Below are 18,457 nucleotides of genomic sequence, written 5' to 3' on the forward strand. Positions count from 1 at the left end.
CCTACTCCGGCCGGGAATCCTCCACGGACCGGGAGTCCTCCGGGGGCCGCGAGGCGTATCCCTCGGTCAACGCCGAGATACACGACCTCGGCACGCACTGGCGGCAGTTGGTGCAGAACTGGGTCGCCCGGCGGAATTACCACACGGTCCACGACACCGTGTCCGTGTCCCTGCGATTCGATCTCCCCGAGGCGGGGCGAATGGTCACGGTGAGATTCATGACCACCAAAAGGCTTCTCGTGGCCTTCGCGACGGACGGGCATTTCCTCCGGCAGGACCAACTCGCCATGGCGGCGGCCGCGTCGAACGCGTGGAATACCGAACAATTGATTCCCATGCTTTCCGTGTGGGACGTACGCGGGCCGCGCCCCTGCCTCGCCGGGGTGTGCGACCTGCCGCTGACGTGCCGCATCACCCAGGCCGACTTCGACGCGCTGGCCAATGACTGGGTGGAGAGGGCGCGGCAGATGTTCAGCCGTTGCCATCAGGTGTTCAAGTTGTAGAAGTGAAAAGCGTACTGATCGTAAGCCGACGAAAGTCGCCGTAACTCCACCGGCGGAATGCACCAAACCCTTCCGGCCGCCCCGTCACCTGCTCCACTATGGGATGGGCTATTTCAGGGCCGCGGGGGCGTGCCTTTCAGGCCACGGGGGGTGGGTGCGATGGGTGCGATCGGGCGTTTGTCGTTCGTCGGTGTGCTGGTGGGGTCACTGGTCGCACTCGTGCCGGGTGGGCCGTCCGTGGCGGTCGCCGACTCGTGTGCCGACCGGCTCACCGAGCAGTTGGCGTGCTGGGCCGAGGTGATCAAGGACGGACCTGTCGTGATCACGCTGGACGAGCCGCTGGCGTACGAGGACGTCGAGGAGCGGCAGCACCAGGACATCGAGGCATTGCGCAGGGACCGGTACCCGCTCGTGGTCCGCGTGCAGAAGGACAAGGCCACCGGCGAGGGCGGTACGGCCCTCCTGGTCCTGGCCGAGGGTCGGCTCGTCCATCCCGAGGCCCGCGTCGACCGGCTGCGGCCCGGCCCGATGAGAGCCCTGAAGGAGGCGGGCCTCTGCGTCGACCGCACACTGATCTGCGAGCTGATCGAGCGCAAGGGTGACAAGTCCGCCTCCCTGGCCGGCAAGGAGCTGATCGACGCGGGTCTGGCCGCCGACGTCACCAGCCATGTCGACGCCATCGGCCCGGGGGAGGACGACGGGAAGCCGCCCGCCGACACCTCCTCGGGCGGATCCGCCGAGCAGGGCGGCCAGAAGCAGGGCGGTGAACAGGCCGTCACCACCGACGACGAACCCGCCGGCTACGGCAGCGGCGCCTGGACCGCCTTCTGGATGGGTCTCCTCCTCGCCCTGCTGCTGCTCGCCTTCGTGATCGTGATCCGGCGCTCCAGGGGCCCGGTGGCCGTGGGCCATCGAGCGGTGTCTCCCGGACGGGCCCTCGGCGGACCCACCCGGCCGACGCCGGCGCACGCGGCGCGCGGCGGAAACGGAAGCGGGAGCGGGAGCGGGAGAGAGGGCGGGAGAGAGGGCGGTAACGGCCTCGGCGGCGCGGCCGTCGAGGGGGACGAGGCCACCACGCGGCTGCGCGCCGCGCCCGCACCCCGGTACGGGCGCCAGGTGGGACCCCGCCCGACGCACTCCCGGACCGCCGTCGTACGGACCGAACTCCACCCGCAGGGCTATGTCGAACTCGACCGGGTGCTGCGCCGGGCCGTGTGGGCCGAGCCGGGGCGGCCGCCACCCGCCCCCGGCGCTCTCGTCGACGTCGCCGACGCACGGGAACGCGATTCCGAGGTTCTGTACGCCTTCCCGCCGACCGCCGCCCGGCACGCGAAGGGCACGCCCAGATGACGTCGGCGCCAGCCGGCAGCCACCGGGCTGCAAGCGCCGGCAGCGACCCCGGCAGACGTGGCAGACGTGACGGTCGCACCAGCCGCGACCCCGGCAGCGGCGACCGCGACACAGGCATCGACGACGCCAGAAACATCACCAATACCAGAGGCATCAGCAACACCAGAGGCATCGGCAACACACAGGCACAGGGGGAAGAACCATGCACCGCGAATACCCGCCCACGCTGCCGGCGGAGTACGCCGACATCGAGTTCGAGAACAACGCCCAGCGCATGCCGCTCGTGCTCTGCCTCGACACGTCCAGCTCCATGGCGGGCCCGCCGATCCAGACGCTGAACAACGCGCTCGCCGAATGGACCCGCGAACTCCACGACGACGTCAGCCTCAGCTACAGCGTGGAGGTCGCCGTCGTCACCTTCGGCGGCCAGGGCGTCGGCGCCTGGCGCGGACCCCAGCTCCTCGACCCGCGCACCCGCACGAGCCCCTTCATACCCGCGCACGCCTTCCAGGCACCGCAGCTCACGGCCGCCGGAGTCACCCTGATGACCGAGGCGCTGGAGCTGGCGATGCACATCGTCGCGGCCCGCAAGGCCGAACTGCGGGCCTCGGGGCTGCAGTACTACCGGCCGCAGATCTGCCTCGTCACCGACGGCCTGCCCACCGACCCGACCGGTCACCTCACCGAATCCTGGCACCGGCTGGTCCCCGTCCTCGCCGAGGAGCAGAGCGCCCGCCGCTTCCGGCTGTACGCGATCGGGGTCGGCGGGATCACGGACCGGGGGGAGCAGGTGCTGCGCGCGTTCGCGCCGAAGTTCAACGCCCGGCTGCAGGGCTTCCCGTTCCGGGAACTGCTCCAGATGATGTCCGCCAGCGCCAACGCCGAGCAGAAGGGCGCCGGGGACGAGGTGTTCGAGAAGATCTTCAGCCAGTTCAAGACGCAGCGCCCGGCCTGGGAGGCGTGAGATGACCGCCGCCGCGCCCTGGCGGATCCACGGCCTGAGCGTCGAGGGATACCGGCACCGGCGCCAGGGACTGCCCTGTCAGGACGCGTGCGCCGCCACCGCCACGACCTCCGTCGCCGTGCTCGCCGTCGCCGACGGGGCCGGCAGCCGACCGCGCTCGGAGGAGGGCGCGCGGCTCGCGGTGCGGCTCGCGACGGAGCACTTCGGGCGGCGGGCCGAGGCGGCCCTGGAGGTGCCGCCGGGGGAGGCCGTGCACGACCTGCTGCGGGACTCCCTGCACGACGTGAGCAAGGACTTCCTCGACCGGACCGGCGCCGACGCGCAGGACTTCGCCACGACGCTCACGGTGGTGGTGCTCGCACCCGGCTGGATCGGTCATGTCACCGTCGGGGACGGCTTCGTCGTCGTCCGGGCCGGGACGGAGGACGGGGAGCGGCAGTTCCATCTGCTGCCGCAGGCCGCGGCGGCGAGCGAGTACAGCAACGAGACGGTGTTCCTCACCTCGCCGGACGCGGCGCGCTGGACCCACACCGAGTGTGTGGCGGACGACGGGGTCGACGGGGTGCTCCTGTCCACGGACGGCCTCGCCCAGGCCATGCTCAACCGGGCGGCCGACGGCGCCGCGTCCCCGAACACCTCGTTCGCCGACGCCGTGTTCCGCTCCCTGGACACCGCCGCCGAGGACGACCGCGACCCCAATCTGGCGGCCCTCCTGCGCTCCGACCGCCTCACCGCCCTCAACGCCGACGACAAGACCCTGCTGCGAGCCGTCCGCACACACCGGCGATGACCGCTGCGCACGACGGACGATTCTGCCGGGCGTGGCCCTGCCCCAGGCCGACGCCTCCGCGCGGCGGCGACCGGCCCATGACACCTGGAGGTACGGCCATGAGCGGCCGCACGGTCTTTCTCGACGGCAGGCGGGTCACGCTGGCCGAGTCGCCGCTGAAGGGCGGCGGGCAGGCGGCGGTGTTCCCCGTGGAGGGGGACGCCGGGATCGTCGTCAAGATCTACCGGGACACACCCGGGCCGGACCAGGAGCGACGGCTGGCACGCATGCTCACGATGTCCCCGCTGGCCGCCCGCCCGACGGACGCCAACCAGCCGCCCGAGCTGGCCTGGCCCACCGCCATCGCCCGGGGCACGAACGGCGAGTTCCTCGGCTACGCGATGCGCCGGTTCGGCGAACCCCAGCACGTGCAGCTGGTGGGCCTGTTCACCCGTGTCCAGCGCCTCAAGCTCTTCCCCGACCGGGCCGACTGGCGGTTCCTGCTGGGCGTCGCCTGGAATCTCGCCTTCATGACGGCCCGGATGCACTACGACGACCTCGTCATCGGAGACTTCTCCAGCAGCAACGTCGTCGTCGACGCCAACGGCTTCGTCACCTTCCTCGACTGCGACTCGATCGCCTTCACCGACCCGGTCACCGGGGAACTGTTCCCGTGCCTGATGCACACCACCGACTACTCGTCCCCCGAGCGCCAGGCGGGCGGCCCCGCGACCCGGCAGAGCGACGACTTCGCCCTCGCGGTCCTCGTCTACCAGCTGCTCACCGCCGGCAACCACCCCTTCGGCGGGGTCCCGCACGAGAGCGCCTCCGAGTCGACCGTCAAGGACAACATCGCCGCGAGCTGCAGCTATGTCGTCCGCCCCGAGCGGGTGACCATCCCGCGCGGCACGATCGACCCCTCCGTGCTGCCGACCGAACTCCTGACCCTCGCCAAGGCCGCCTTCGGTGCCGGCGTCGAGAATCCCGACGCCCGGCCGAAGGCCGAGGCCTGGCTCCGCGCGCTCGACAAGGAGCGCGGCGAGGTGCGCGCCTGCACGGTGCGGCCCCTGCACACCTACGGCTCCCATCTGCCGACCTGCCCCTGGTGCACGCGGGCCGCGGTCACCGGGCACGACGTGTTCAACGGACCCCGTCCCGTGTCGGCCTCGGGGGCCCCGTGGGTGGCTCCGCCGGATCAGTCGCCGTCCCCGTACGCGGCGTTGAAGGTGCTGGCGGTGGTGGCGGGGGTGGTGTTGCTGATCGTGATCCTGGCGAACCTCGGCTGACGGCTGCCGCCGGTCGTAAGGGGTGATGCGGGTTTCGTGGGCGGGTGCGGGCCCGGTGGGGCTTCTCGCGCAGTTCCCCGCGCCCCCAAAAGCCCAGGCCCCTGCGGGCCTGAAAAGTCCAGGCCCCTGCGGGTCCGAAAGCGACGGTCCTGCGGGCCTGGGAAGCGAGGGCCTACGGCCCGAAAAGCATGGGGCGCAGCCCCTGCTTTTCAGGGGCGCGGGGAACTGCGCGACCAGCCCCCACCGGACCCGCACCCACCGACGCACCGGACCCGCACCCTCACCCCGACCGGTCCTCCAGGTACCGCGTGTGCGACTCCTGTCGACGTGCCTCCGCATCGCGCAGCGCTGCCGCGAGACGTCCCAACTCCTCCTGTAGCAGGCCGAGTTGACGCTCCAGGTGGCGTTCCGGGGGATCCGTTCCCGGGGTCAGCCGGGTCCACCAGCGGGTGCGGACGAAGGTGTCGACCGCCTCGGGGACGTCCTGCCGTACGGCCCGGGAGAGAGCGTGGACGCCCTCCGGGTCGCGGGCGAGGATCTCGGCGACCCAGCCGGGATCGAGGAGGGCGGTGAGGAGTTCGGTCAGCTCGGTGAGCCGGCCGGACGCGGCGGGTGGCAGCTCGACACCGGCCAGGTACTCCCGCAGGGTGCCGAAGTCGGTCCGCACCTCGTCGAGCTGGGCGGAGGGGTCCGGGAAGTCCGGCGGCGGAGGGCGCTCCGGCGGGGCGATCAGGGCGCCCGCGCCGTACAGCCCGACGACCACGACCGGCCAGTACGGTCCCGCGATCCCCGCGAAGGTCAGTCCGAGTCCGGCGATCCCGAAAGCGCTGCCGGTGAGGTTCTTGCGGGACTCGACGTACGCCATGAATTTACTGGTAGCCACGGATCTCCTCGAAGGCGCCGTCGAGTGAGCCCTGCCGGGCGTCGAAGAGACGGCCGCCGGTCAGGTCGGCGATGTGCTTCAGTTCGCCCTGGTCGGAGTCGCCGAAGAGGATCGGGAAGACGGGGATCCGCCGGTCGGCGGCGGGCAGCCGCTCGTAGAACTCGTCGAAGTCGGCGGGGCTCGCGCCCTCGGTGTTCTCGCCGTCCGTCATCAGCACGATGGAGGTGAAGGTGTCCCGGTCGGCGGCGCCGAGGCGCTCGTACGCCTTCCGCAGGGAGGTGTAGATGGCGGTGTCCCCGGAGGCGGACAGCCTGCGTGTGTCGGCGCGGATGCCGTCGAGCCCGGCCTTCGGGTCCTCGGGCCGGACGACATGCGTCGTCACGCTCTTCACGTCCGACCCGAACGGCATCAGCGTGACCTCCTCCCGGTCGCGGAAGTCGCCGGTCAGCTCGGTGAGCGCGGTCTTCAGCCGGTCGAGCCGGTCGCCCTCCATCGAGCCCGAGGTGTCCAGGACGTACACGGTCCGTGACGGGCGGCGCAGCTCGTTCTCGTACGCGTCGAGCAGGCCGTCGGCGACGGACCGGGAGCCGGGGAAGGGGAGTTCGCGTCGGCGCGTGGTGTCGAGACCGGCCGCGGGCGGGACGGAGGCGACGACCGGGCGGCGCAGCGTCCTCTCGGTGATCAGGCGCTGGATGTCCGGGGTGCGCAGGGCGTCGGTGAGTCGGCGTACGTCGTCCCGGACGTCCTTGCTCGTGGACGCCAGCGACGAGAGCGGGTAGTCGGCGGTGACGACCCCGTCGCGCGGCCGGATCACCGTCAGGTCCTGGCGGGACTTCAGCACGGACTCGTAGTTGAGGAGCGCGTCGACGTCACCGCGCCGGTCGTACGCCGTCGCCAGCCAGCCCGAGGACCCCGACGTCAGCTGCTGCCCGGTGAAGAACTCCTTCAGCCGGGGCGCCGCCCGTGCCACGTCCGCGTCCGTGAGCGCGGACTGGGCGCCGGACAGGCCCGACGCCACCGAGATCAGCGTCGAGAAACCGGAGTTGGAGCGGGAGGGGTCCGTCATGCCGTACGACAGCTTCCCGTCCGCCACCGCGTTCTCGATGTCCGACCAGGTGACGCGGTCGGGCTTCCATCCCAGCTTCCGTACGGTCTCGTTCTTCACTCCGATCGCGACCGGACTGGACATCACCGGTGTCTCCGACACGACCTGCTTCGCCGCGTCAGGGCGCAGCCGCAGATAGTCGTTGGAGGAGAGCCACAGGGCGTCGTACGAGCCCTTCGCCCGGGACCCGGTGAGCAGGTCCACCGCGTCGAGCGTGCCCATGTAGGTGGGCCGGACCTTGATGCCGGTGTCCTTCTCCACGCGCTCCAGCACCGGCTTCATGTCGGCGAGTTCGCTGGAGGCGAGGACCCGCAGGGTGCCGGGGATGTACTGGGTCGCCTCCGCCGGGCCGGGCCCCGCCTGGTCTGTGGCGGTGCAGGCGGTGGCCAGGAGCACGAGCCCGGTCACGGCGGCGACGGCCGCCGTGGTGCGTGCCCTCGTGCGGGTCGCCGTCCCCGCTCTCGTCGGTGTCCTCATCCGAGTCCCCCTTCCAGCGCACCCTGGTTCCGGCTGCGCTCCAGGTACTGGCTCGCGTTCTGGAGTTCGGAGGTCAGGGACTCCACGGTCGCGGCCATGGTCTCCGTGGCCTGCGCCTTGTAGGTGTCGATGGCGTCGAGCGTGCGGTAGATCTGCTGGAAGGCCGAGCGGAGCGTCTCCGCGCCGACGGCCGGATCGGCGGCGATGCGCTGGATCTCGCCGCTCTGGGTGGACAGCATCTCGGCGTTGCCCCGGATCAGGTCCTCGGTGGTGCCGCGCAACGCGTTGACCTGGTCGACGACCTTCCGCTGGTTGTCGAGCGCGGAGGCGAGCATCACCGAGATGCGTAGCGCCGACACCGTGGTCGTGGCGGCCCGGTCGACGCCCTTGATCAGCTCCTCGTTGTTGCGCCGTACGACGTCCATGGCCAGGTAGCCCTGGGCGCAGACGGCCAGCTGGGTGAGCAGGTCCTGGTGCTTCTGCCGGACGGGGAAGAGGACGTCGGCGCGCAGGGTGTCGCCCTGCTGCGGGTCGACGCCGTCGACGTGCGTCCGGATGTGGGCCTCGACGGCCGTGTCCAGGGCCTCCGCCAGGACGACGTACTCCTGGAGCTTGCCCATGGTCTCCCACAGCCGGACCCGCTCGGTCTGCAACGCGGCGCTGTCACGCCGCAGTTCGTCCTGCCCGCCGCGCAGGGAGCCCACGATCCTGTTCAGCGTGCCCTGCGCGGAGGCGTACTTGGCGACGTGGTCGCGCAGCTTGTTGCCGCCGGGAAGCCGGGACAGGAACCTGCGGCCCTTGCTCGCCGGCAGGTCCCTCGGGTCCAGGTCCTCCACCACGCGCCGGAGTTCGACGAGCGAGCCCGCGACCTGCGACTGCGCGTCCCCGCCCTTGCTCGGCAGGCTGCGCACGGTCCGCTCCAGCATCCGGTTGGACTGTGCGGCGGCGGTGCGCATCTCGCCCGCGCCGAGCGAGGTGATCTCCCCGACCTTGCCGGCGAACTCCGGGGAGCGCGCGTCGAGGGCGGTGAGCCCCCGCACGTACTCCTCGGCCTTGCGGGCCATGTCCGTCCGCACGGACTCCTCGACCGGGACGAGTCCGCCGGCCTTCTCCCGGGGCACGGCGGCGACCGGTGCGGGAGGGGTGAGCGTGAAGGTGTGGTCGTCGTTGCTGTCTTCGATGGTCATGTGTCGTCTTCCCCCTCGTCCTACTGGCCCCTGGCCCGGCGCGCCATCTCGTGCAGCACCTCGGAGGTGGGCACGGGCGCCTGCCGGACGGTCAGCCTCTGCATCAGGTGGGTGGTGTGGCCGGCGGTCGCCGACGTGAACTCGGTGGCCGCGCCCTGCGGCCGGAAGCCGTGCCGGGCCGCCAGTTCGCGCAACGCCGGGTCGGTGCCGAGCAGTTCGCCGAGCGCGCGGCCCTCGTCCGTGACCGGGACGACGGTGTGGTCGCTGAAGACGGTGGTGTCCGGGTAGAGGACGACCAGGTCGTCGACGCGCTGACCCGCCGCGAGCAGGGCGGCCACCTGTGACTCGTACACGAGGACGAGCGGATTGCCGACCCCGCTGACGAAGTCACGGAACGCCGCGTCGGTGCTCGGCTGCTGGGCGCCCTGGACACTGATCAGCTCGTGCATCAGCGGGGCGGTCCTGTCCAGGTCCGCCTTGCTCGCGACCACACGGCCGCCGTTGACGACGTTGGAGGCGGCGGCGAGGTAGAGCGCGCCCGAGTTGGAGGTGGTCGGGTCGGTGGTGGCGATGTAGAGCAGCCCCATCAACTCGCCGTACTTCTCGGACCCCTTGAGGTCCTGCCACGTCCGGTTCTTCTCGGCGGCCTTCAGATAGGCGGCCATGTCGAGGACGCCCCGGCCCTTGTCGAGCGTGGCGAACCCGTTCCCGCGCAGCACCTCGGCGGCGTCGCGGTGGGCGACCACGACAAGGGGGGAGTAGAAGGGGCGGGGCAGTGGTTCACGGACCTTGTACTTCGCGGCCAGTTCGTCGGCGGGTGCCTTGCTGGACGGGAACGCGAAGTCGTATCCCTTCAGATCCAGGCCGTCCATGGCCCAGGATCCCGACGTCTCCGTCTTCACGGTGTAGCCCTTGGCGGCCAGGGCTTTCACCACCTGGGGGTCGGCGAAGAACTCCGCCTTCTCCGACCCGATCACTCCTCGCACGGTCTTCGTTGCCGTGCTCGTGTCCCCGGTGTCCCGGCCTGCCACGACGGCTGCCACCACGCCGCCGATCAGCAGGACCGCGAGGACGATTCCTGCGATTCGTCTCACAGGGGGAGAGTGCTCCCGGAACCCAACGTTCCCCGTCGTTCCGGGTGAACGGGGGGTGAAGCGGTGGTCCCGGAACGCAACGGGCGGCTGCCGCCGGGGGTGCGGGCGCGGGTGCGTGTTTCAGCGCGGGCCCGCTGGGGCTTCTCGCGCAGTTCCCCGCGCCCCTAAAAGCCCAGGCCCTGCAGGGCCTGAAAAGCCCAGGCCCGCGGGCCTGGAATGCGGCGGCCCCGCAGGGCCTGGAATGCGGCGGCCCCGCGGGCCCGGGAAGCGACGGCCCTGCGGCCCGAAGAGCACGGGGCGCGGCTCCTGCTTTTCAGGGGCGTGGGGAACTGCGCGAGGAGCCCCACCGGAGCCGCGGTCGACGACGGACCCGTACCCCCGAGTCGCTACGCGCTCAGCGGTACGGCCGCGTGCGCGTCCATCCGCTCGGCCGCCAGGATCGCGGACGCCGTGTCCGCGCGGGACGCCGCGACGACGAGTGCCCGCCCCGCGAGCGCGTGCGCGCGCCGGTGCAGCGCGGCGACATCCCCCGCGCCCCCGCCGGAGGCGACACGGACCGGCGGCAGCCCCCCCCGCAGCCCGGCGACCCGCGCGGCCAGCGCCTCGGCGGCGGCGTCGAGGTCGTCGGAGGGGCTCAGCGCGCGGAGCTCGTCGGTGGCCGCCAGCAGCGCCGCCAGATGACCCGCGAGCTGAATGTCCAGCTCCTCCTCACGCGAACGGTGAGGGAAGTCGGAGGAGGTCGTGCCGGCCATCGTGTGGACCGACTTCGTGCGGATCGGCTCGTACATGGGATGGCCTCCAAGCTCTCGGACGACCACTCTACCTTAGATTGGGTCTAAAGTTGAGCGAGGTCCGAAAGCTCGGGCCCACCACTCTCGGCGCGCCGCACCACGCTTCGTTCCGCGCCGCTAAGCCTGCGCGTACCCGTCCAGGAAGTTCCCGATCCGGGTGATCGCGGACCGCAGATCGCCCACCGTCGGCAGCGTGACCACCCGGAAGTGGTCGGGCTCGGCCCAGTTGAACCCGGTGCCCTGGACGACCATGATCTTCTCCCGCCGGAGCAGGTCGAGGACCATTTGGCGGTCGTCCTTGATCTTGAAGACGTTCGGGTCGAGGCGCGGGAAGAGATACAGCGCCCCCTTCGGCTTCACGCACGAGACACCCGGGATCTGCGTCAGCAGCTCGTACGCGACGTCCCGCTGCTCCTTGAGGCGCCCGCCCGGCAGGACCAGGTCGTTGATCGTCTGGCGTCCGCTGAGCGCGGCGACCACCCCGTGCTGCCCCGGCATGTTCGCGCACAGCCGCATGTTCGCGAGGATCGTCAGACCCTCGATGTAGGAGTCGGCGTGCGCGCGCGGCCCGGAGATCGCCATCCAGCCCACCCGGTAGCCGGCCACCCGGTACGCCTTCGACATGCCGTTGAAGGTGAGGGTCAGCAGGTCGGGGGCGATCGCGGCGGTCGGGGTGTGCGTGGCGTCGTCGTAGAGGATCTTGTCGTAGATCTCGTCCGAGCAGACCAGGAGGTTGTGGCGGCGCGCGATGTCCGTGAGTCCGCGCAGCATCGCCTCGTCGTACACCGCGCCCGTCGGGTTGTTCGGGTTGATGATGACGATCGCCTTGGTGCGGTCGGTGACCCTGCGCTCGACGTCCGCGAGGTCCGGCATCCAGTCGGCCTGCTCGTCGCAGCGGTAGTGCACGGCCGTGCCGCCGGACAGGGAGACCGCCGCCGTCCACAGCGGGTAGTCCGGGGACGGTACGAGGACCTCGTCGCCGTCGTCGAGCAGGCCCTGCATCGCCATCACGATCAGCTCGGAGGCGCCGTTGCCGATGAAGACGTGCTCGACGTCCGTCTCGATGCCGATCGTCTGGTTGTGCATGACGACCGCCCGGCGCGCGGCGAGCAGGCCCTTCGCGTCGCCGTATCCGTGGGACGACGACACGTTGCGGAGGATGTCCTCCAGGATCTCGGGCGGGCACTCGAAGCCGAACGCCGCCGGATTGCCGGTGTTCAGCTTGAGGATCCGATGCCCCGCGGCCTCAAGTCGCATCGCCTCCTCGAGCACCGGGCCCCGGATCTCGTAACAGACATTGGCGAGCTTCGTCGACTGGATCACCTGCATGCCCGTGAGCTTACGGCCCGGTAACGCGTTCCGTGTCGTGTTTTCCACCACCCGTGGCGACCTCTCCCGCCCGAACCGCCCCACCGTCCCCCGAGCCCCCGCCTTCTGGCCGAAGATCGTGCGGCCGGAACCAACTCCTTGCTCGGCCCTCACCCGGCCTTCACAATGCGCATGACAAACTGCGGTGGCCGAAAGATCTTCACCCCCCACCGCACGACAGCCCGCACGGCACGGCACAGTCCGCACGGCTCAGCCCGCACAGCACACCCCGCACGGCAGCTCACGCAGAACCCACGCAGCAATCCACGTAGCAAGAGGGGACCCCCCACATGAGAAAGCCTCTCGTCGCCGCGCTGTTCGCCCTGGTGATCACCGGGGCGGGCGCGGCACCGGCGGTCGCGGCACCGGAGCCCGCGGCGGCTCCCGTGAAGTCGGCCGTCGGCAGCGTCGTCGACACGGCGAACAAGGCCGTGGCCGACCTCGCGGCCCCGGCCCCGGCGATCCAGGCCGTCAACTTCGCCGGCACCGTCTCGCTCAGCAACTGTTCCGGCTCGGTCGTCCGGATGCCCGCCTCCGAGGACAACGACCCGGCGCTGGTCATGACCAACGGCCACTGCCTGGAGACCGGCTTCCCGGCCGCCGGCCAGGTCCTCGTCGACCGTGCCTCCACCCGCACCTTCGGTCTGCTCAACTCCGCCGGCACCCGCGTCGGCACCCTGCGCGCCAGCAAGATCGCCTACGGCACGATGACCGACACGGACATGGCGGTGTACCAGCTCACCACCACGTACGCGCAGATCAAGAGCACGTACGGCATCGACGCCCTCGTCTACGACACCGCCCGCCCGACCGTCGGCACCCCCATCACCGTCGTCTCCGGGTACTGGAAGCGGACCTACAGCTGCGCCGTCGACGGGTACGCGTACCGGCTGAAGGAGGGTTCCTGGACCTGGAAGGACTCCATCCGTTACACCTCCGCCTGCCAGACCATCGGCGGCACCTCGGGCTCCCCGGTCCTCAACAACGCCACCGGCAAGGTCGTCGGCGTCAACAACACGGGCAACGAGGACGGCGGGCGCTGCACCGAGAACAACCCCTGCGAGGTCGACGCCAACGGCACCGTGACCGTCCGCCCGGGCATCAACTACGCCCAGCAGACCTGGCACGTCCCCGCCTGCTTCGGCGTGGACAACAAGCTCGACCTCACCCGCAGCGGCTGCATCCTTCCCAGGCCGTAGGGAACCCGTCAGGCGCCACGCCGGACCGCCCGGCCCGCCAGTACGTCCGTCCGCCGGCCGTCCTCGATGACAGGACGGCCGTCGACCAGGACGTAGGGGATGCCGGTCGGCAGGGTGCGCGGGGCCTCGTACGTCGACCCGGCGGCCACGGTCGCCGGGTCGAAGAGCACCAGGTCGGCGCGGTACCCCTCGCGGACGAGTCCCCGGTCCACGAGGCGCAGCCGCGCGGCGGGGCGTGAGGTGAGGTGGGCGACGCACTCCTCCAGCGAGAGCACGCCCAGCTCCCTCACGTACCGGCCGAGGTAGTGCGGGAACGTTCCGTACGCGCGCGGGTGCGGCTTGTCGCCGCGCAGGATGCCGTCGGAGCCGCCGGTGTGCGCCCGGTGGCGCATGATGGCCCGCACGTTCTCCTCGTGCCCGACGTGCTGCAGGATCGTGGAGCCGAGCCGGTCCTCGACGAGCAGCCGGCGGGCGGTCGCCCAGGGGTCCTCGCCGCGCTCCTTCGCCGACCGTGCGATCGTCCGGCCCACGTACGACGACAGCGCCGGCTCGGTGACGCCCGAGATCTCCGCGGTGTCCCACTCGACGGGCACGCCGTGGCAGCCGTCGGCGCCGAGGGCCTCCATGTGGTGCCGGATCCGTTCGGCCGTCGCGTCGTCCCTCAGCCGCGCGAGCACCGCCTCCGGGCCGCCCTCGCCCGCCCAGCTCGGCAGCAGCGCCACGAGCGTCGTGCAGCCGGGGGTGTAGGGGTAGGTGTCGAGCGTGATGTCCGCGCCCGCCGCGAGCGCCTCGTCGAGGAGCGTCAGCAACTGCGGGGCCCGCCCCTCGTTCACGCCGAAGTTCATGGTGGCGTGGGCCAGGTGGAGGGCGCAGCCCGCCTCCCGGGTCAGGGCGACCATCTCCTCGTACGCCCGGAGCGCGCCCGCCCCGTAGGAGCGGTGGTGCGGGCAGTAGTAGCCGCCGTAGGACGCCACCACCCGGCACAGCTCGGTGAGTTCGGCATCCCCGGCGTACATGCCGGGGGTGTAGGTGAGCCCCGACGACATCCCGACCGCGCCCTCCCGCAGGCCCGCCGCCACGGCCTCCCGCATCCGGTCCAGCTCCCGCGGTGTCGCCTCCCGGTCCTCCCAGCCCATGGCGAGCATCCGCACCGTGCCCTGCGGGACGAGGTAGGCGGCGTTCACGGCGATGCCCTCGCCGTCGAAGCCGTGGTCGAGGCGGTCCAGGTACTCGCCGACCGAGCGCCAGGTGAAGTCGATGTCCTCGCCGTAGCCGTTCCAGCCGGTGATCGCGCGGCGGACCTCTTCGAGGGTGCGGTCGTCGACCGGCGCGTACGACAGCCCGTCCTGGCCGATGACCTCCAGGGTCACCCCCTGCGCCGCCTTCGCGGTGTGCTCGGGGTCTCGCAGGAGCGCGAGGTCGCTGTGGGCGTGCATGTCGATGAAGCCGGGGGCCAGGACCAGGCCCTCGGCGTCGATCTCCCGCCGGGCCCTCGGCCGCTGGCACCCGGCCGCGGCCGCCTCCTTGACGATCGTCGTGATCCTGCCGTCCGCCACGACCACGTCGGCGCGGTAGGAGGGCTCACCGGAACCGTCGACGACGTCGGCGTCACGGAAGACCAGGTCCATGTGCGTCACCTTTCAGGGCGGTGCCGGGATCGGCAGCGGTCGCCGCCCGCTCAGAAGAACGTGCGGACGTAGTCCACGACCGTGCCGTCCGCCTCCACCACCGGGATCAGCTTCCACTTGTCGAACGACGTGCACGGATGCGACAGCCCCAGCCCCACCCAGTCACCGACCTCCAGCGCGGCCCCCTCCTCGGTGCGCAGCCACGCGTGCTGGTCGGACAGCCCCGTCACCGTGATTCCCGCGGCCTCGCGGACCTCGCCCGTGCCCGCGTCCCGCACCACCTCGGCCGACGGCAGGTCCAGGTCGTGCGCGGCATCGCGCTTGCCCGCGTTGGCGAAGGCCTGGTCGGGGGAGGGGCGGGAGACGACCTGGGCCCAGAGCCGGAAGGCGGGCTCCAGGGCGCCCTCCTCGGGGACGCGGTTGAAGGGGGTGAGCCGGCGGTAGTGGCCGGCGTCGTGCGAGACGTACGCGCCGGACCGCAGCAACTTCAGTACGGGCACGGACAGTTCGGGAAGCTCGGCGAACACCTCGGCCACCGCGTCGAACCACGCGCTGCCGCCCGCGCTGACGATCACCTCGTCCAGCCCCGTGAACCGTCCCGCCTTGTCGAAGTCGACGGCGAGCGAGGTCAGCCGGCGCAGCCAGGCCGCCACCCGCTCGGGGTCGGCCCCCGGCACCTCGCCCTCGTAGCCGGCGACCCCCACGAGCCGCAATGTCCCGCTCCCGGCCACCGCGTCCGCCACGGCCGCGCACTCCGCCTCCGTGCGGACGCCGGTGCGCGCGCTCTCGCCCGCGCCCAGCTCCACGACGACGTCGACCGGGCGGGCGGGGCCCCCGGCGGCCCGCAGCGCCGCGTCCATCAGCTCGACACCGCGCACGGAGTCGACGTAACAGACGAGGCGGAAGGCGGGGTCGGCGGCCAGTTCGCCGGCGATCCACCGCAGGGCGGCCGGATCGACGACCTCGTTCGCCAGGAAGACCCGCTCGATCCCGAACTCCCTTGCCACGCGCACCTGATGGGGTACGGCCAGGGTGATGCCCCAGGCGCCGCGCTCGATCTGCCGCCAGAACAGCCGCGGTGCCATGGACGTCTTGCCGTGGGGGGCGAAGGCGAGGCCGTGGCGGGCCGAGTAGGTCTCCATCAGCGCCAGGTTGTGCTCCAGGCGCTCGGCGGACAGGGCGAGCACGGGAGTGGTGAAGCCGTCGGTGAACAGGTTGAGCCGCCGGGCGGCCAGCTCGGCCACGGTGCTGCCGTCGGTGTCCGGCGGGAGGCCCTTGAAGCGGTGGTCGACGCGTTCCGCGGCCAGCCGGGCCAGCGCTTCGACACTCTCGGCGCCCATGGGGTCCTCCCTGACGAGGTTCGTTGCACTATATGCAACGTTCATTGCGTATGTCGCTGAAAGCTGTCTAACATCCCAGCCAGACCTGGGTCAACGGTGCAGAACCCGCCCCCCGACGCGACGAGGAGCCTCCACCATCGTGACCGCCGACGCACTCTGTACCCCCGGCGCCGCTCCCGTCGGCGTCGACGTCGTCGCGCTCGGCGAGTCCATGGTCACCTTCCTTCCCACCCGCCCCGGGCGGCTCGCCGACGTCCCCTCCTTCGACCGGGCCGTCGGCGGCGCGGAGTCCAACGTCGCGTGCGCGCTGGCGGCGGCCGGACACACCGTCCGCTGGGTGAGCCGGGTGGGCGCCGACGCGTTCGGTGACCACCTGGTCGAGACGATCGGCGGACACGGCGTGGACGTGACCTCCGTGGGCCGGGACCCGGCCCGTCCGACCGGCGTGTACTTCCGCACGGCGGGGGACCGGGCCACGGACGCGCACGAGGTCGCCTACTACCGGGCGGGTTCGGCCGCCTCGGCGATGTCGCCCACCACCGTGGACCTCGCGGCGGCACGCGCCGGACGCGTCCTGCACCTCTCCGGCATCACCGCCGCCCTGTCCGAGGGCTGCCTGAGCCTGCTGCGCGACCTGACGGGCCCGCACCCGGACCGCCCCCTGATCTCCTTCGACGTCAACCACCGCCCGGGCCTGTGGCGCACCGCCGACGGCCCCCGCGTCCTGCTCGAACTGGCCCGCGCCGCCGACCTCGTGTTCGTGGGCGAGGACGAGGCGGAGAAAGCCTGGGGCGTCACGGGCGGCCCGGCGGCGATCCGGACGCTGCTGCCCGAACCAGCGACCGTGGTGGTGAAACAGGGAGCGCACGGAGCCACCCTGTTCGCACGCCGGCCCGCCGGACCGGGGACGTGCACACCCCGGCGCGCCCCCGCGGACACGACCACGTCCGAGCCCGCCCCGCACGTCGACGTGGTCGCCCCCGTGGGCGCCGGTGACGCCTTCGCCGCCGGTTTCCTCTCGGCCACCCTGCGCGCGCTCCCCGCCCGCGCCCGCCTCCGCCACGGCCACCTGACGGCCGCCGCCGCGCTCACCGTCCCCGGCGACCTCGCCACCCCGCCGCCGCGGGACCACGCCGACCGCCTGGCGGCCCTGGACGACGAGACGTGGGGGAGACTTCGACTCGGCCCCGGCTGGACACAAGCCGATCGGGCCCCCGAGGAGGTACGCACCCCATGAGCCAGACCGTCGACCGCGCGCTGAGCATCCTGCCGCTGCTCGCCGAGGGCCCCGCCGACCTCGGCCGGGTCGCCGACCGCCTGGGCGTCCACAAGTCCACGGCCCTGCGTCTGCTGCGGACCCTCCACGAACACGGGCTCGTCTACCGGCAGTCCGACCAGCGCTACCGCCTCGGCGCCCGCCTCTTCGCCCTCGCCCAGGAGGCCGTCGAGAACCTCGACCTCCGCGAGATCGCGCACCCCCACCTCGTACGCCTCAACGAGACGTGCGGCCACACCGTCCACCTCGCCGTGCACGAGGACAACGAGGTCCTCTACATCGACAAGGTGGAGAGCCGCTACCCGGTCCGCATGTACTCCCGCATCGGCAAGCCGGTCGCCCTCACGGTCGCGGCCGTCGCCAAGCTGCTGCTCGCCGACCTCCCGGAGGCCGAACGCCGGGCCCTGGCGGAGAGGCTCGACTACCCCCTGTACACGCCCCGTTCGACCCCCAACGCCCCCGCCTTCCTCAAGGAGCTGGCGCGGGTCCGCGAACAGGGCTGGGCCACCGACCTCGGCGGCCACGAGGAGTCCATCAACTGCGTCGCCGCGCCCGTCCACGGCACCGACGGCCGGGTCGTCGCCGCGATGTCGGTCTCCGCGCCCAACGTCGTCGTCACTGCCGACGAACTCCTCACCCTGCTCCCGCTGGTCCGCCGCACCGCGGACGCGATCAGCGGCGAGTACTCCGGCACAACCCCAGCGAAGGACACCGTATGAGCCACCGGCCCGGGCCGGCCGAGAAGGTCGCCCTCACCCCCACGACCCACACCGCCCCGCCCGCGAAGTTCTCCCACGGCGTCCGCAAGGGCAACATCCTCCAGGTCGCCGGCCAGGTCGGCTTCCTCCCGGCCGTCGAGGGCGAACCCCCCACCCCCGCCGGCCCCACCCTGCGCGAGCAGACCCTTCAGACCCTCGCCAACGTCAAGGCGATCCTGGAAGAGGGCGGCGCCACCTGGGACGACGTGATGATGATCCGCGTCTACCTCACCGACGTGGACCACTTCGCCGAGATGAACGCCCTCTACAACGCGTACTTCGAAGAACAGCTCACCGGGGTCCCGGCCGCCCGCACGACGGTCTACGTCGGCCTCCCGGCGGGCCTGCTGATCGAGATCGACGCGCTGGCCGTCCTGGACGCCTGACCCCGCTCCGCGCGCCCGTGGGGAGGGTCATGAAATCCAGATACGGACATATGCCCGGCCCGACTGTCCCCGGCACAGGATCGTCGACCATAC

Annotated in this window: 17 protein-coding genes; 9 read left to right on the plus strand and 8 right to left on the minus strand. The window is 71.8% G+C overall.

Going from position 1 to position 18,457, the window contains the following annotated elements; genetic code table 11:
- The first annotated feature begins 218 nt into the window (after positions 1 to 218).
- The 5 genes from STRBO_RS44445 to STRBO_RS0106075 all read left to right on the plus strand — a co-directional run bounded on the left by STRBO_RS44445 (position 219) and on the right by STRBO_RS0106075 (position 4,872).
- On the plus strand, positions 219 to 503 hold the full coding sequence (locus tag STRBO_RS44445; RefSeq protein WP_237547582.1) for a hypothetical protein: 285 nt from the start codon (positions 219 to 221) through the stop codon (positions 501 to 503).
- Between the two features lie 159 nt (positions 504 to 662).
- Complete coding sequence (locus tag STRBO_RS0106060; RefSeq protein WP_020113926.1) at positions 663 to 1,853, plus strand: hypothetical protein; 1,191 nt, start codon at positions 663 to 665, stop codon at positions 1,851 to 1,853.
- 202 nt (positions 1,854 to 2,055) lie between these two features.
- A complete protein-coding gene (locus tag STRBO_RS0106065) occupies positions 2,056 to 2,817 on the plus strand; it encodes a vWA domain-containing protein (protein WP_005480825.1) in 762 nt (253 codons plus the stop codon).
- Between the two features lies 1 nt (position 2,818).
- Positions 2,819 to 3,607, plus strand: a complete 789-nt coding sequence (locus STRBO_RS0106070) for a PP2C family serine/threonine-protein phosphatase (RefSeq protein ID WP_005480824.1) — start codon at positions 2,819 to 2,821, stop codon at positions 3,605 to 3,607.
- 98 nt (positions 3,608 to 3,705) lie between these two features.
- On the plus strand, positions 3,706 to 4,872 hold the full coding sequence (locus STRBO_RS0106075; protein WP_020113927.1) for a hypothetical protein: 1,167 nt from the start codon (positions 3,706 to 3,708) through the stop codon (positions 4,870 to 4,872).
- 280 nt (positions 4,873 to 5,152) lie between these two features.
- Here STRBO_RS0106075 and STRBO_RS0106080 read toward each other — a convergent pair whose 3' ends face one another.
- The 6 genes from STRBO_RS0106080 to STRBO_RS0106105 all read right to left on the minus strand — a co-directional run bounded on the left by STRBO_RS0106080 (position 5,153) and on the right by STRBO_RS0106105 (position 11,738).
- On the minus strand, positions 5,153 to 5,737 hold the full coding sequence (locus tag STRBO_RS0106080; RefSeq protein ID WP_005480822.1) for a hypothetical protein: 585 nt from the start codon (positions 5,735 to 5,737) through the stop codon (positions 5,153 to 5,155).
- A gap of 4 nt (positions 5,738 to 5,741) precedes the next feature.
- Positions 5,742 to 7,337, minus strand: coding sequence for a substrate-binding and vWA domain-containing protein (locus tag STRBO_RS0106085; protein ID WP_005480821.1), 1,596 nt, complete (start codon positions 7,335 to 7,337; stop codon positions 5,742 to 5,744).
- Positions 7,334 to 8,524: a toxic anion resistance protein gene (locus tag STRBO_RS0106090; RefSeq protein WP_005480819.1), complete on the minus strand. Its 1,191-nt coding sequence runs from the start codon at positions 8,522 to 8,524 to the stop codon at positions 7,334 to 7,336. Before STRBO_RS0106090 ends, STRBO_RS0106085 begins: the two co-directional genes overlap by 4 nt.
- 20 nt (positions 8,525 to 8,544) lie before the next feature.
- Positions 8,545 to 9,618 (minus strand): substrate-binding domain-containing protein, encoded by a 1,074-nt coding sequence (locus tag STRBO_RS0106095; RefSeq protein ID WP_005480811.1) that lies wholly within the window; start codon positions 9,616 to 9,618, stop codon positions 8,545 to 8,547.
- Positions 9,619 to 10,004: 386 nt separating this feature from the next.
- A complete protein-coding gene (locus tag STRBO_RS0106100; RefSeq protein WP_005480801.1) occupies positions 10,005 to 10,406 on the minus strand; it encodes an SCO4983 family protein in 402 nt (133 codons plus the stop codon).
- 120 nt (positions 10,407 to 10,526) lie between these two features.
- Entirely contained in the window at positions 10,527 to 11,738 is a 1,212-nt protein-coding gene (locus STRBO_RS0106105) for a pyridoxal phosphate-dependent aminotransferase (RefSeq protein ID WP_005480800.1), read from the minus strand.
- Positions 11,739 to 12,067: 329 nt separating this feature from the next.
- Here STRBO_RS0106105 and STRBO_RS0106110 point away from each other — a divergent pair, with 329 nt between their 5' ends.
- The gene (locus tag STRBO_RS0106110; protein WP_005480798.1) at positions 12,068 to 12,976 is read left to right on the plus strand and encodes a S1 family peptidase; all 909 of its coding nucleotides are present in this window, start codon (positions 12,068 to 12,070) and stop codon (positions 12,974 to 12,976) included.
- An 8-nt stretch (positions 12,977 to 12,984) separates the two neighbouring features.
- On the opposite strand, the gene STRBO_RS0106115 is transcribed toward STRBO_RS0106110, so the two are convergent.
- Both STRBO_RS0106115 and STRBO_RS0106120 read right to left on the minus strand, forming a co-directional pair.
- On the minus strand, positions 12,985 to 14,604 hold the full coding sequence (locus STRBO_RS0106115) for an N-acyl-D-amino-acid deacylase family protein (RefSeq protein ID WP_005480793.1): 1,620 nt from the start codon (positions 14,602 to 14,604) through the stop codon (positions 12,985 to 12,987).
- Between the two features lie 50 nt (positions 14,605 to 14,654).
- The gene (locus STRBO_RS0106120; RefSeq protein WP_005480791.1) at positions 14,655 to 15,944 is read right to left on the minus strand and encodes an amino acid deaminase; all 1,290 of its coding nucleotides are present in this window, start codon (positions 15,942 to 15,944) and stop codon (positions 14,655 to 14,657) included.
- A gap of 139 nt (positions 15,945 to 16,083) precedes the next feature.
- Here STRBO_RS0106120 and STRBO_RS0106125 point away from each other — a divergent pair, with 139 nt between their 5' ends.
- Genes STRBO_RS0106125 through STRBO_RS0106135 form a run of 3 tightly spaced genes read left to right on the plus strand, consistent with a single transcriptional unit; the run spans position 16,084 to position 18,364 of the window.
- Positions 16,084 to 17,181: a sugar kinase gene (locus STRBO_RS0106125; RefSeq protein WP_005480790.1), complete on the plus strand. Its 1,098-nt coding sequence runs from the start codon at positions 16,084 to 16,086 to the stop codon at positions 17,179 to 17,181.
- Entirely contained in the window at positions 17,178 to 17,939 is a 762-nt protein-coding gene (locus tag STRBO_RS0106130) for an IclR family transcriptional regulator (RefSeq protein WP_005480789.1), read from the plus strand. Before STRBO_RS0106125 ends, STRBO_RS0106130 begins: the two co-directional genes overlap by 4 nt.
- Positions 17,936 to 18,364 (plus strand): RidA family protein, encoded by a 429-nt coding sequence (locus STRBO_RS0106135; protein WP_005480788.1) that lies wholly within the window; start codon positions 17,936 to 17,938, stop codon positions 18,362 to 18,364. The genes STRBO_RS0106130 and STRBO_RS0106135 overlap by 4 nt, the downstream gene beginning before the upstream one ends.
- Positions 18,365 to 18,457: the final 93 nt, after the last annotated feature.

Origin of the sequence: Streptomyces bottropensis ATCC 25435, from assembly GCF_000383595.1 — a bacterium.
Taxonomy (GTDB): domain Bacteria; phylum Actinomycetota; class Actinomycetes; order Streptomycetales; family Streptomycetaceae; genus Streptomyces; species Streptomyces bottropensis.